The organism is Sphingomonas pituitosa NBRC 102491 (assembly GCF_001598435.1).
GTDB classification, from domain to species: domain Bacteria; phylum Pseudomonadota; class Alphaproteobacteria; order Sphingomonadales; family Sphingomonadaceae; genus Sphingomonas; species Sphingomonas pituitosa.
Genome location: NZ_BCYY01000019.1, coordinates 69,271 through 80,951 on the forward strand (window position 1 = coordinate 69,271; position 11,681 = coordinate 80,951).

The window sequence follows — 11,681 nt, forward strand, 5'->3', positions numbered from 1 at the left end:
AGCGCAAGCGACCGGGCATGCGCCGGTGACCTGCTCCGAAGCGGATCAACAAGGGGTCAGGCGGTAGCGGCGTCGGCGACGGTGCGGGCCTGTACGGCCATGGCGCGGCACATGCGGTGGAGCGCTTCGCTCATCTGGCGGGCGGTTTCGGGTTCTATGCCCGGATCGGCGGCGATCGCCCGGTCCATCGCGTGCGCCCATTGCGCGGCAGTCTGCGCGGTGACCGTCAGCTGGCGGTGAAAGCCCATGATGCACATGCCCGGTCGTTCCTCGAACCAGTCGCGCGGACCGCCGAGCCAGGCGACGAGAAAGCGGGTGAGCGAGTGGCGCAGCGCGGTCAGGTCCGGCTGGTGCATCGCGTGGAGCGCCGCATAGGCGGGGTCCTGCTCGACCAGATCGTAGAAGCGGTCGACGATCGCGCGGACGGAATCTTCGCCGCCGACGCGGTCGAAGGGCAGGGAGGACTCGGACATGGAGGCGCCATAGCCGAAAATGGCGGGCGCGGGTTGACGGGAATCAACCGCGTGCCGCCCTCCCGTTTCCGGAAGGGCGGCGCTCGGGGCTTAGAAGTGCGCGATCACACCCGCCATCGGGCGGAAGCTCTTCGCGTCGCTGAACGTGTTCATCTCGAGGCGCAGGCGGACGCCGCTCTGGCCGGTGATGCCGCCCAGGCCGATGTCCTTCGGGCCGACCTCGACGCCGATGCCGTAGGTCATCGCGTGATAGTCACGGTTGGCGTTGGCGATCTTGTCGAAATTGACCCACTGGTAGCCGACCTTGCCGTAGATCAGGCCGCTCTCACCGGCGCGGAGACCGAAACGGCCGGCGGCGCCATATTCCCAATCGATGTCGCCGCTCACGCCCTTGGCGACGTTACCTTCGGCGCCGACGAACACCGGGCCGAGCGGCACGTTCACGCCCACCACGCCCTGCACCATCGCGCCGTCGAGGCGATACTTGTTCGGCTGGATCGGGATGCCGGCATTTTCCTGACGGTCGAAACGCTCCCAGCCGCCGAGCACGCCGACATAGGGCTCGATGCCGAAGGCCCTGGAGCCGTCCGGCGCGCGCGGCGTATCGTCCTGCGCGGCAGTGGTGGACATGGTGCCGCTGCTGTCGGCGGTGGTCGTCTCCATCGTGCCGGCGCCGGTGGTGGCGTCCTGGGCGAAGGCGGGGACGGCGAAGGGAAGCGCGGCAGCAGCTGCCGCGACGGCAATGATCTTACGCATGGGGGGATAACCTCTACGCTGGTGAAACACACATCTCCCGGCGCTTGCCCGCTGCAACAGGCGGGGCGGCCGGAGATGGGCGCACAATGCCCCAGCGATCGGCAAGGTTGCATCGCGGCGAAGCTTTGGTCGACAAGTGTTGCACCGCGGCAACGGTTTCTGTCGCCGCGATGAACAAACGTTGGCCTTCAGCCCTTGGGCTGAACCTCCGCAGGCACGGGGGTCAGTTCATAGACATCGACGCTGCCGGGCAGCGCGCCCGGCACCGCCAGCCGCCAGCGAAAGGTGCCGAACCGCTCGACCATGCCCACCACGTCGCGCGCGCCGGGATTGCCGTAGCCGATGTCGTTCGCCCCCGCCTTGGACTGGCGCGCGCCGAGGAACACGTAGCGCTTGCCGTCCGGGAACACATAGCCGGCGACGATGTCGGTCCCGGTCTGCTTGGCGAGGCCGAGCGGGGCGTCGTCCTTCTGCTCGTCCGTGGCGGAGATGTAGCAGAAGCCTGCCGGGCTCGGCTGCACCAGCACGCGGCCGGCGGGGCCGGGCTTCAGGTGCAACGTGCGGCAGCGATAGGAACCGGGCGGCAGCGCCGGATGCGGCTGGCCGGCATCGGGATCGAGCACTGCGCCCTGCAGCCTGCGCACCGGCGCGCGGACACCGTCGTACAGCTGGCGCCAGTGCGTCGGCAGGCTTTCGAGCCGCGGCATGTCGGCATCGGCGATGCGGGTGCGCCACAGCGGCGGCGGCGGCGGCATCTCGACGAGCGTTATCGGATGGATTCCCACGGCCCCGGTGCCGGTCTGGGTCTGACAGCCGGCAAGCATGGGCAGAGCAAGCATCGCGAAGGCGAGCCGGTGCATGGTATATCCCCTGTGAATCTACAGGACGCGCTATGCCGCGACGGTCCTCACAAGCACAGTCGTAAAGGAAAGTTAACGAATAGTAAAAGCTGCGATGGGCGTGCGGTCTGGTGCGACGAGCCGACGCGGCCCGCCGTGCTACGCCGGCGGATCTGCTGAGCCCCCCGCATTGGCCTTGGAACCAGACGCGCGAAGGCCCATTAGGCGGATGCAAGGATATGGCCGGGAGACTGAAGATGAAGGCTTGGGAAATCGGCGCGAGTGCGGCAGCCATCGGCGCACTGCTGGGCGGCTGCGCGACGACGCAGCAGAACGCACGCTATATGGCCGGCCACTTTCGCGCGCAGGCGGAACTGCACGATGCCGCCGGCACGGTGGTCGGCACCGCCGTGGCGGAGCAGGTGGAGGGATCGATCCGCGTGCTGGTCGACGTGAACGGCATCTCGCCGGGGCCGCACGGCGTGCATGTCCACACCACCGGCACCTGTACCGCGCCCGACTTCGCCAGCGCCGGCGGCCACTGGAACCCCGGTGCCACCAAGCACGGCAAGGAAAACCCGATGGGCCCGCATGCCGGCGACCTGCCGAACATGAAGGTCGACGAGAAGGGGCATGGCCATATCAGCTTCACGCTGGCCGGCGGCACCTTCGACCAGCTGATGGACCAGGACGGCGCGGCATTGGTCGTCCATGCCGGCGAGGACGATTACAAGTCCGATCCGGCGGGCAACAGCGGCGGGCGGATCGCCTGCGGCGTGTTCCAGACGGCCTGATCTACACCGCTTCGCCGGCGGCGCGGGCGCGGGCGAGCTTGCTCGCCTCCGCCGCCGGCAGCAGCCGATAGGCGCCCCAGATCGCCGCCAGCGCGAGCGGCACGCTGGCGAGCAGCGCCAGCACGCCCGTCGCCAGGTCGCCGGTCAGCGTGGCGATGCGCCCTGCGCAATAGGGCCCGAGCGCGAGCCCGATCAGCGTGGTGCCGATGAAGAAGGCGGCAGTGGCGGTGCCGCGCATCCGGGGCAGCACCAGGTCCTGCGTGGTCGCCGCGGCCGCGCCGAGCCCGCCGCAGATCAGGAACTGCGCGATCGGCAGCATCACATAGGCCATGGTCAGGCTCTTGGCGGTGAAGAGCAGGATGATCGGCATGATCGGCGTCAGGCACGCGAACAGCAGGACGTGGATGCGCCCGACCGGGCTGCGCGCGCGCAGGGCGTCGGCGATGCGCCCCGCCAGCGTCACCCCCAGAAACCCCGCCAGCGCGACCGGCGCGCCGATCCAGAAGCCGAGCGATCCCAGCTGTTCGGGCGGAATGTCGAAGGCGCGGCGGATGAAGCTGGGCGCGAACCCCGCCATCGCATAGGCAAGGAAGGTGTTCAGGCCATAGGCCAGCACCACACACAGAAAGGCGGGCGAGCCGACGATCAGCGCGTAGGTGGGCGGGTCGCGCTGCTTGAGCGCGGTTGCCCAGCTGTAGACGGCATAGGCCCCGATCCCGACAGCGATCCATTGCGCCGCCGGCTCCCCGAGCGCGACGAGCAGCGTGACGAGGCCCGCGACCAGCGCCAGCACCGCCAGGTTGCGTGCCAGCGCGGCCGTGCCCAGCCGGGCGGCGCCGATCAGCGTGAACGGCGGGATGATCGTCAGCAGTTCTTCGAAAAAGGCGCGAAACGGCGCGGGGTGGGGCGGCGTCGCCATGCCTTCGGAAAGGCCGCGCGGCGGCTCGCGCAGGGTGACGATCCAGGCGGCGACGATCAGGCCGGGCATGCCGACCGCGAGGAACGCCGCCTGCCAGCCGACCAGCCCCAGCGGCCCGCCGCCCGGATAGGCCTGGTTCCAGCGCTGGACGATCAGCGCGCCGAGGAACAGCGACAGGCCGCCGCCCAGATAGACGCCGGAGGAATAGAGCGCGAGCGCGGTGGCGCGCAGCCGCTTGGGAAACCAGTCGGAGATCAGCGAATAGGCGGCGGGCCCGGCGGTCGCCTCGCCGACACCCACGCCCATCCGCGCCAGTCCGAGGACCAGCCCGGTGCGCGCGAAGCCGGACAGCGCGGTCATGCTCGACCAGAGCGCGAGGCCTGCGGTCATCAGCCGCACCCGGTGCCAATTGTCCGCAAGCCGCCCCAGCGGGATGCCGAACAGCGCGTAGAACACGCCGAACGCGGTGCCGTAGAGAAAGCCGATATCCTGGTCGCGCAGGCCCAGGTCGCGCTTGATGTCGTCGGCGAGGATGGCAACGATCTGGCGATCGATGAAGTTGAGGATATAGACGAGCAGCAGCAACGACAGCACGTACCAGGCATAGGGGGTCGCCTTCGCCCCGTCGGGCGTTGGGGGCATGCTGGCCATATCCTCTCCTTCGGCGTTGGTCGTGCCGTTGCCAGCCAGGCTAGCAGAGCGTACCCGTTTTACGAAAGGATGATTTTCGCGATGGCCGAACCGGCATTCCTGTTCGTCTGCTTGGGCAATATCTGTCGCTCGCCGCTGGCCGAGGCGGCGTTCCGCGCGGCGGCGGAGGACGCGGGCGTCGCGGTGGTCGCCGATTCGGCGGGGACCGGCGGCTGGCATGCGGGGGAGGCGCCCGATCGCCGCTCGATCGCGGTCGCCGCCAAGCACGGCATCGACATTACCGGCCTGCGCGCCCGCCAGGTGACGCGCGCCGATTTCGAGCGGTTCGACCATATCCTCGCGCTCGATCCGCAGAACCTCGCCGATCTGCGCCGGATCGCGCCGCCGGGCCCCCGCGCGCGGCTGCGGCTGCTGCTCGATGCGGTGCCCGGCTGGGAAGGCCGCGCCGTCGACGATCCCTATTATGGCGGGCCCGAAGGTTTCGATCGCACCTGGGACGAGGTTCGGGCGGCGGCCGACCGGCTGGTGGAAGAACTCGTACAGACCCGTTGAACAACAAGGAGAGGGACCATGGCATTCACCGGACGCGAACTGCGCTCGACGCTCAGCGAGGACGGCACGCTGCGCCTGTCGCTGGAACAGGTGACCTATGAGGAGCCGGCCGCCGACGAGGTGCTCGTCCGCATCGAGGCGGCACCGATCAACCCGAGCGATCTCGGCCTGCTGCTGGGCCCGGCCCAGGTCGACAGCCTGCGCGAAGACGGCGACGCGCTCGTCTTCGAAGTGCCCAAGGGCCGGCTCGGCAGCATGAAGGCGCGGCTGGGACAATCGATGCCCGTCGGCAACGAAGGTGCGGGCACGGTGGTCGCAGCGGGCGCCGATGCCGCGCAGCTGATGGGCAAGCGCGTTTCCGCGATCGGCGGCGCGATGTTCGCCGACTACCGGCTGCTCAAGGCGCGTGACGTGGTCGAACTGCCCGAGGGCACCGCGGCGGCGGACGGCGCGGCGATCTTCGTCAATCCGCTGACCGCGCTCGGCTTCGTCGAGACGATGCGGCGCGACGGGCACAGCGCGATCGTCCACACCGCGGCGGCCTCGAATCTGGGGCAGATGCTGCAGAAGATCTGCCTCGCCGACGGCGTGCCGCTGGTCAACATCGTCCGGTCCGAGGAACAGGCGGCGATCCTGCGCGAGATCGGCGCCACCCATATCGTGAACAGCCGCGACGAGGATTTCCGCGCAAGGCTGACCGACGCGGTGGCCGAAACCGGCGCCACCATCGCCTTCGACGCGATCGGCGGCGGCACGCTGGGCAGCGACATCCTGCAGGCGATGGAAGCCGCGGCGGTGCGCAAGATGACCGAATATAGCCGCTACGGATCCGACCAGTTCAAGCAGCTTTACATCTATGGCGCGCTCGACCTGGCGCCCACCACGCTCAACCGGCTGGCCTTCGGCTTCCAGTGGAGCGTGTCGGGCTGGTTGCTGATGCCGTTCCTGCGGCGTGCCGGCATGGAAACCCTGGGCGCGATGCGGCAGCGGATCCTGGCGGAGCTGACCACCACCTTCGCCAGCCGCTATACCCGCACCGTCGGCCTGGCCGAGGCGCTGCAGCCGGACGTGCTGCGCGCCTATGAGCGCAAGGCCACGGGCGAGAAGTTCCTGATCGATCCAGGACTGGGCTGAGCCGATCGCTTCGTCCCATTTCCGGTTGAATTTCCGGACAAATTGTTTCCGTCGCATGTCGGAACGAACCTTTCGGCCGCTTGCCCTCTACAATGCAGCTGGGTGGGCTGAACGCGGGGCCGGCAACCAATGCCGGCACCCGACGCGCGAGGGACGGAAATGCTGCATTGGTTGGAAGTAAAGGCTCCTATTCGAGAGAAGCTGAAGGTCGCCTTCGGATCGATGATCGGGATCATGACGGTCTTGGCGATCCTCAATCTGGTGCTGCCGCACTGGGTGATGCTGGGGCTGAACGTGGTGGTGATCGTGGCAGGGTTCGTGCTCACCCGCATGTTCAGCCGCATCATCGCCGACCCGTATGTGACGACCGTGGTGCGCATGGAGGGCCTTGCCGCCGGCAACCTGGCGGCGCCGATCGCGCATACGGACTATGAGGACTGCGTCGGCCGCATCTCGCGCGCGATGCTGGTGTTCCGCGATGCCGCGGTCGCGCAGCGTGAGGCCGCCGAGCAGCAGGCCGCGGTGGTGCAGGTGCTGGGCCAGTCGCTCGAACGGCTCGCCAAGGGCGACCTGACCGCCGACGTCACCGCCGATTTCCCCGGCGCCAATGCGGTGCTGAAGAGCAATTTCAACGAAGCGCTGGCCGCGCTGCGCGAGCTGGTGCGTTCGGTCACGCTCTCGGCCGAGACGATCAGCACCGGCTCGGCGCAGATCGCCGTTGCGTCCGAGGACCTGTCGCGCCGTACCGAAAGCGCGGCCGGAAGCCTGCAGGAAACCGTCCACGCGATCAGCGAGATGGACCAGCGGCTGCGCAGCACCGCCAGCAGTGCCAGCCAGACGGTGGCGCGCGCCGATGGCGCGATCACCTCGGTCCAGGCGGGCCGCGACGTCGCCGACGAAGCCGTCGCCGCGATGAGCCGCGTGTCGGAAAGCGCGAAGGGCATCGACGACGTGATCGAGGGTCTCGACAAGATCGCTTTCCAGACGCGCGTTCTGGCGATGAACGCCGCGGTGGAGGCCGGTCGCGCCGGTGAGGCGGGCCGCGGCTTTGCCGTGGTCGCGGACCTGGTCTCGGCACTGGCGATGCGCGCCGAAGAGGAAGCCGGTCGTGCCCGCGATCAGCTGACCACCACCCAGGCGGACGTGACGGCGGCGGTGGGCATGGTCCAGCGGGTCGATGATGCCTTCGCCGCGATCGCCACCGATGTCCGCGAAGTGCACGACCTGCTCGGCAGCATGGCCAGCGCGAACCAGGCCCAGGCCTCGTCGATCGGCGAGATCAGCACCGCGATCACCGTGATGGACCAGGCGACGCAGCAGAATGCCGCGATGGTCGAGGAGACCTCGGCCGCCGCACGCAACCTGAGCGGCGAAGTCGAGACGCTGAAGCGTTCGGCGCAGGCCTTCACCGTCGGCGACGGCCACAATGCGCGGATGAACCTGCCGCTCCGCCGCCCGGTGATCGCCGGCAAGCGCCCCGCAGGGCAGGGCCGCGCTGCGGCGCCCGCGCCCGCCATGGCGGACGGCGACTGGGCGTCGTTCTGACGACGGCCGACCGGTTCAGCCCTCCACCCCGGCATGGGCGTGGAGGCGCTGCCGGGCCGACAGCAGCGGACCCACCGGCTTGGCGAGCGGCGCGAACAGGCCGAGGCCTACCCGCTGGCCGGGCAGGTTGACATACACCGCCTCGATGCCGCGGGCGCTATAGGCCTCGTGCCAGAAGCCGGCGCCCTGCGGATCCTTCAGAAAGTCGCCCCACCAGCCCTTGTGCGGCGCGCTGCGGGTGAACGTCTCCAGGCTGGGCAGGTCGCGCCAATATTGGCGGAAGCCGACATGGTTCCAGCCGAACAGCATCCCGTCCTCGGCCAGCAGCCCGTCCGGCGGGTTCTTCTTGATGTCGGCGAGCCCGCGGCCGATCCGCATCATGGCGGGGAGCGCGCGCCAGCGGCGCAGCTTGAACCCCAGAATCACGACGATCAGTTCGGGATAGGCAGCGAGATCGACGGTTTCGCGGAGCGTGTTGGCTTGCATGGCGAGTCTCCTTGTTTACACTGTACACGGTACGGTTGGTTTACGGTGTAAACAAGGTGGAAATTACAGATGGACTGCGCGCGCGGCTGATCGGTGCCGCGACGGTGCTGCTGGACGAGCAAGGCGAGGCCGGGGTGACGCTGCGCGCGCTCGCCAAGGCGACCGGCGTGTCGGCGATGGCGCCCTATCGGCACTTTGCCGACAAGGCGGCGCTGCTCGGCGCGGTAGCGGAGGCGGGGTTCGCCGAACTCGCGGCCGTGCTTGCGGAAGCGGATCGGGCGGAGCCGGCCAAGGCGGCATTGGTCGCGCAGGGGCGCGCCTATTTCCGCTTCGCGCAAGCCCATCCGGCGATGTTCCGGCTGATGTTCGGCGGCGTGCCCGGCTGCACCGTCGCGCCCAAGGACTATGGCGAGGCCTTCGCGATCCTGTCGCGCCGCGTCGCGAGCCTGGCGGAAGGCGACCCCGGCCCGGCGACGCTCACGGCCTGGGGCGTGGTACATGGCCTCGCCACGCTGGCGCTGGACGGCAAGGTGCCGGCGGACGACGGCGTCATTACCAGTGCGATGGCGCTGGTGGCGGAGGGGATCGCCGGCGCTCAGGCCCGCAACGGGTAGCGCTCGATCGCCTCGTAGCTTGCACCCTCGCGGCCAAGGTGGCTCTCGTAGAGGAGGAAGCTGTCGACGGTGAACGGCGCGCTGGCGAGCCCGGCATGCGTCTCGAGGAAGCGATCGTTGGCACCCGCCGCCGCGTTCATCCGGGCAAGCGTGACGTGGGGCAGATAGGCGCGGCGTTCGGGCGCCAGACCGAGGCGGACCAGCGCCTGGTCGATCTTCTGGTGCAGCTGGGTAACGGCCTCGTGCGGCCGCAGCCCCGCCCACAGCGCGTTCGGACGTCCGCGCGAGTCGAATTCGCCGGCGCCGGCGACGGCCAGTTCGAACGGTGCGAAGCGGACGTTGCCGAGCGCGATCGCGACCTCTTCCGCCACCGGTCGTTCGACTTCCCCGATATAGCGCAGCGTGCAATGGAGCTGCCCGTCATGCTGCCAACGCGCGCCCGGCACGCCGCCGGCAAGCGCCAGCAACTGGGCGCGAATCGCAGGGGGCGGGCGGAAGCCGACGAACAGACGATGCATGTCGCGCGTTCTAGCGGACCGGCCAGCTTGTTCAAAGCGAACGGAAAGTCGAGCCGCGCCGTGTATCGAAACGTTGCTGGACCCGGTTTTGCTTGAAAACCACTGTGGCGAAGCCGATATTCGCAGCATCCGGCACTGCGCCGGGAAAAGGAGTTTTTCGAATGGCTAACTGGTCCGATCCCCGCACGAGCGAGTCGCCCTTCGCGACCGCGAGTGCACGCGCCGCGGCGCATGACGCGGGGCTCCGGTCGTACATGCTGTCGGTCTACAACTACATGCTGTCCGGCGTGCTGCTGACCGGCATCGTCGCGCTGGCGTTCGGCAAGGTCGCTTCGCTGCAGGCGCTGCTGTTCCAGCTGGTGGAAACCAGCCGCGGCACGCAGCTGCAGCCGACGCTGCTCGGCTGGGTGGCGATGATCTCGCCGCTGGCGATCGTGTTCGCGATGAGCTTCGGCCAGAGCCGCATGTCCGAAGGCACGCTGAAGGCGCTGTTCTTCGCCTATGCCGGCCTGCTGGGTGCGTCGCTCTCGACGATCTTCACCACCTATACCGACATGTCGATCGCCCAGGTGTTCTTCGGCACCGCCGCCGGCTTCGGCGCGCTGAGCCTGTATGGCTACACCACCAAGAAGGATCTGTCGGGCTTCGGCACCTTCCTGATCATCGGCCTGGTGGGCCTGCTCGTCGCGTCGATCGTCAACATCTTCCTGCAGTCGGGCATGATGAGCCTGGTGATCAGCGCCGTCGGCGTGCTGATCTTCGCCGGCCTCACCGCCTATGACACGCAGAAGATCAAGAGCATCTACAGCTATGTCGCCGGTACCCCGGAGCAGGGCAAGGTCGCGATCATGGGGGCGCTGAACCTCTATCTCGACTTCATCAACATGTTCCTGTTCCTGCTGCGCCTGTTCGGCAGCTCGCGCGACTGATCCTGCGCGAAATTTGATGCGACAAGGGCCCGACGGAGCGATCCGTCGGGCCTTTTGTTTTGCCCGCTTCCGTCACGACGGAACGCGAATCCACGCCGAACCGTTTTCTCCCGGTAACGCTCAGGAGAGTGCAGCATGACCAACAATCCCCTCGACCCCGCGATGGACCGGATGTCGGTCGCCCCCGACCCCCGCGCCGACGACGAAGCCAAGGGCGCCGTCCATTCGGCCGATGCCGGCACCGACGCTTCGATCGAGGAGCGGCTCGCCCGGGATCCGGCGAGCAAGGAAGCCCGGCTTGACCGCGCGCTGGACGAATCGATGGACGCCTCCGATCCGCCCGCCTCTACGCAGCCGGTCCACAACAACCAGATCCCCGAAAGCTCGGGCTATGACGCCAAGGCGGAGGCCGCGCGCGCCGGGGACAAGGATGCTACTCCCAAGGAAGACCGGGGCCTGATCGACAAGGCCCTGCACAAGCTCGGGATCGACTGAGGCAGGCGCGGATGGCCGCTTCCCCCGCGTCGGGCTGGCGCGCCAACCTCGTTCTCTATGCGGCGCTCGGCGCCAATATCGGGATCGCCGTCGCGAAGTTCGTCGCGGCGGCGATCACCGCGTCGTCCTCGATGCTTACCGAGGGCGTGCACAGCCTGGTCGACAGCCTCAACCAGATCCTGCTGCTTTACGGCCAGCGCCGCGCGAAGCGGCCGCCCGATGCGCAGCATCCGTTCGGCTATGGCCGCGAGCTCTATTTCTGGGCGTTCGTCGTCGCGATCCTGATCTTCGGGCTGGGCGCGGGCGTGTCGGTATATGAGGGCTATCTCCACATCCTCGATCCGGAGCCGCTGCGCGATCCGCTGGTAAACTACATCGTGCTCGGCATCGCGACCGTGATGGAGGGCAGCAGCTGGGTCATCGCGATCCGGGAATTCTCGCAGAGCAAGGGCGATTGCGGCTGGTGGAAGGCGATCCGGGAATCGAAGGACCCTGCCGGTTTCATCGTGCTGTTCGAGGATTCGGCTGCGCTGGCCGGCCTGGTTGTCGCCGCCGCGGGCGTGTGGGCGAGCCATGCCTGGGACGATCCGCGGATCGACGGCGCCGCCTCGATCGCGATCGGACTGATCCTCGCCGCGGTCGCGACGCTGCTGGCACGCGAGGCCAAGGGGCTGCTGATCGGCGAGCCCGCCAATCCGGACCTGATACGGCAGGTGCGGTCGATGCTCGAGGCGGAACCCCGCATCACTGCCGTGAACCATGTCCGCACCATCCACACCGCGCCCGATCGCGTCTTCGTGGCGATCAGCGCCGATTTCGACGACAGCCTGGCAATGGGCGAGGCCGAGACGCTGATCGAGCGGGTCGAGGCCAGTCTGAAGGCCGCGCTGCCGCAGCTCAGCTCGATCTATATCCGTCCCGAAAAGCGTGAGGATGCGGAGGTGGCGGTGCCGGCCTGAACCACGGGCGGCGCGAT

General features: G+C 68.5%; 14 protein-coding genes. 8 read left to right on the top strand and 6 right to left on the bottom strand.

Annotation, left to right across the window (positions count from 1 at the left end):
- Nucleotides 1-56: 56 nt before the first annotated feature.
- The 3 genes from SPI01S_RS15525 to SPI01S_RS15535 form a co-directional block, all read right to left on the bottom strand.
- Entirely contained in the window at nucleotides 57-473 is a 417-nt protein-coding gene (locus SPI01S_RS15525; RefSeq protein WP_066724446.1) for a globin domain-containing protein, read from the bottom strand.
- Between the two features lie 90 nt (nucleotides 474-563).
- Entirely contained in the window at nucleotides 564-1,229 is a 666-nt protein-coding gene (locus SPI01S_RS15530) for an opacity protein (protein WP_066724448.1), read from the bottom strand.
- Between the two features lie 188 nt (nucleotides 1,230-1,417).
- Nucleotides 1,418-2,089 carry a DUF4893 domain-containing protein gene (locus SPI01S_RS15535; protein ID WP_066724451.1) on the bottom strand — a complete coding sequence of 224 codons (672 nt, stop codon included), beginning with the start codon at nucleotides 2,087-2,089 and terminating at the stop codon, nucleotides 1,418-1,420.
- Nucleotides 2,090-2,325: 236 nt separating this feature from the next.
- Between SPI01S_RS15535 and SPI01S_RS15540 the strand changes: the two genes are divergently transcribed.
- The gene (locus SPI01S_RS15540; RefSeq protein WP_066724453.1) at nucleotides 2,326-2,862 is read left to right on the top strand and encodes a superoxide dismutase family protein; all 537 of its coding nucleotides are present in this window, start codon (nucleotides 2,326-2,328) and stop codon (nucleotides 2,860-2,862) included.
- A gap of 1 nt (nucleotide 2,863) precedes the next feature.
- Here SPI01S_RS15540 and SPI01S_RS15545 read toward each other — a convergent pair whose 3' ends face one another.
- Complete coding sequence (locus SPI01S_RS15545; RefSeq protein WP_066724456.1) at nucleotides 2,864-4,432, bottom strand: MFS transporter; 1,569 nt, start codon at nucleotides 4,430-4,432, stop codon at nucleotides 2,864-2,866.
- An 81-nt stretch (nucleotides 4,433-4,513) separates the two neighbouring features.
- Here SPI01S_RS15545 and SPI01S_RS15550 point away from each other — a divergent pair, with 81 nt between their 5' ends.
- The 3 genes from SPI01S_RS15550 (at nucleotide 4,514) to SPI01S_RS15560 (ending at nucleotide 7,663) form a co-directional block, all read left to right on the top strand.
- On the top strand, nucleotides 4,514-4,984 hold the full coding sequence (locus tag SPI01S_RS15550) for a low molecular weight protein-tyrosine-phosphatase (RefSeq protein ID WP_066724571.1): 471 nt from the start codon (nucleotides 4,514-4,516) through the stop codon (nucleotides 4,982-4,984).
- 18 nt (nucleotides 4,985-5,002) lie between these two features.
- Nucleotides 5,003-6,118: a zinc-binding dehydrogenase gene (locus SPI01S_RS15555; RefSeq protein ID WP_066724459.1), complete on the top strand. Its 1,116-nt coding sequence runs from the start codon at nucleotides 5,003-5,005 to the stop codon at nucleotides 6,116-6,118.
- A 159-nt stretch (nucleotides 6,119-6,277) separates the two neighbouring features.
- Nucleotides 6,278-7,663: a methyl-accepting chemotaxis protein gene (locus tag SPI01S_RS15560; RefSeq protein ID WP_066724462.1), complete on the top strand. Its 1,386-nt coding sequence runs from the start codon at nucleotides 6,278-6,280 to the stop codon at nucleotides 7,661-7,663.
- Between the two features lie 15 nt (nucleotides 7,664-7,678).
- Here SPI01S_RS15560 and SPI01S_RS15565 read toward each other — a convergent pair whose 3' ends face one another.
- Complete coding sequence (locus SPI01S_RS15565) at nucleotides 7,679-8,149, bottom strand: monooxygenase family protein (RefSeq protein WP_066724465.1); 471 nt, start codon at nucleotides 8,147-8,149, stop codon at nucleotides 7,679-7,681.
- Nucleotides 8,150-8,205: 56 nt separating this feature from the next.
- On the opposite strand from SPI01S_RS15565, the gene SPI01S_RS15570 reads away from it, so the two are divergent.
- Nucleotides 8,206-8,763, top strand: coding sequence for a TetR/AcrR family transcriptional regulator (locus SPI01S_RS15570; protein ID WP_245653622.1), 558 nt, complete (start codon nucleotides 8,206-8,208; stop codon nucleotides 8,761-8,763).
- Here the strand turns inward: SPI01S_RS15570 and thpR are convergent.
- Nucleotides 8,745-9,281 (bottom strand): RNA 2',3'-cyclic phosphodiesterase, encoded by a 537-nt coding sequence (gene thpR / locus SPI01S_RS15575; RefSeq protein WP_066724468.1) that lies wholly within the window; start codon nucleotides 9,279-9,281, stop codon nucleotides 8,745-8,747. The genes SPI01S_RS15570 and thpR overlap by 19 nt on opposite strands.
- Nucleotides 9,282-9,442: 161 nt before the next feature.
- On the opposite strand from thpR, the gene SPI01S_RS15580 reads away from it, so the two are divergent.
- The 3 genes from SPI01S_RS15580 to SPI01S_RS15590 all read left to right on the top strand — a co-directional run bounded on the left by SPI01S_RS15580 (nucleotide 9,443) and on the right by SPI01S_RS15590 (nucleotide 11,664).
- Complete coding sequence (locus SPI01S_RS15580) at nucleotides 9,443-10,210, top strand: Bax inhibitor-1/YccA family protein (protein ID WP_066724472.1); 768 nt, start codon at nucleotides 9,443-9,445, stop codon at nucleotides 10,208-10,210.
- 135 nt (nucleotides 10,211-10,345) lie between these two features.
- Nucleotides 10,346-10,705 (top strand): hypothetical protein, encoded by a 360-nt coding sequence (locus SPI01S_RS15585; RefSeq protein ID WP_066724478.1) that lies wholly within the window; start codon nucleotides 10,346-10,348, stop codon nucleotides 10,703-10,705.
- An 11-nt stretch (nucleotides 10,706-10,716) separates the two neighbouring features.
- Entirely contained in the window at nucleotides 10,717-11,664 is a 948-nt protein-coding gene (locus SPI01S_RS15590) for a cation diffusion facilitator family transporter (protein ID WP_066724482.1), read from the top strand.
- Nucleotides 11,665-11,681 lie beyond the last annotated feature (17 nt).

What these genes read in the sequence shown, in the direction of transcription:
- SPI01S_RS15525 (WP_066724446.1), bottom strand. Translation starts at nt 473, where the DNA reads ATGTCCGAGTCCTCCCTGCCCTTCGACCGCGTCGGCGGCGAAGATTCC.
- SPI01S_RS15530 (WP_066724448.1), bottom strand. Translation starts at nt 1,229, where the DNA reads ATGCGTAAGATCATTGCCGTCGCGGCAGCTGCTGCCGCGCTTCCCTTC.
- SPI01S_RS15535 (WP_066724451.1), bottom strand. Translation starts at nt 2,089, where the DNA reads ATGCACCGGCTCGCCTTCGCGATGCTTGCTCTGCCCATGCTTGCCGGC.
- SPI01S_RS15540 (WP_066724453.1), top strand. Translation starts at nt 2,326, where the DNA reads ATGAAGGCTTGGGAAATCGGCGCGAGTGCGGCAGCCATCGGCGCACTG.
- SPI01S_RS15545 (WP_066724456.1), bottom strand. Translation starts at nt 4,432, where the DNA reads ATGGCCAGCATGCCCCCAACGCCCGACGGGGCGAAGGCGACCCCCTAT.
- SPI01S_RS15550 (WP_066724571.1), top strand. Translation starts at nt 4,514, where the DNA reads ATGGCCGAACCGGCATTCCTGTTCGTCTGCTTGGGCAATATCTGTCGC.
- SPI01S_RS15555 (WP_066724459.1), top strand. Translation starts at nt 5,003, where the DNA reads ATGGCATTCACCGGACGCGAACTGCGCTCGACGCTCAGCGAGGACGGC.
- SPI01S_RS15560 (WP_066724462.1), top strand. Translation starts at nt 6,278, where the DNA reads ATGCTGCATTGGTTGGAAGTAAAGGCTCCTATTCGAGAGAAGCTGAAG.
- SPI01S_RS15565 (WP_066724465.1), bottom strand. Translation starts at nt 8,149, where the DNA reads ATGCAAGCCAACACGCTCCGCGAAACCGTCGATCTCGCTGCCTATCCC.
- thpR (WP_066724468.1), bottom strand. Translation starts at nt 9,281, where the DNA reads ATGCATCGTCTGTTCGTCGGCTTCCGCCCGCCCCCTGCGATTCGCGCC.
- SPI01S_RS15580 (WP_066724472.1), top strand. Translation starts at nt 9,443, where the DNA reads ATGGCTAACTGGTCCGATCCCCGCACGAGCGAGTCGCCCTTCGCGACC.
- SPI01S_RS15585 (WP_066724478.1), top strand. Translation starts at nt 10,346, where the DNA reads ATGACCAACAATCCCCTCGACCCCGCGATGGACCGGATGTCGGTCGCC.
- SPI01S_RS15590 (WP_066724482.1), top strand. Translation starts at nt 10,717, where the DNA reads ATGGCCGCTTCCCCCGCGTCGGGCTGGCGCGCCAACCTCGTTCTCTAT.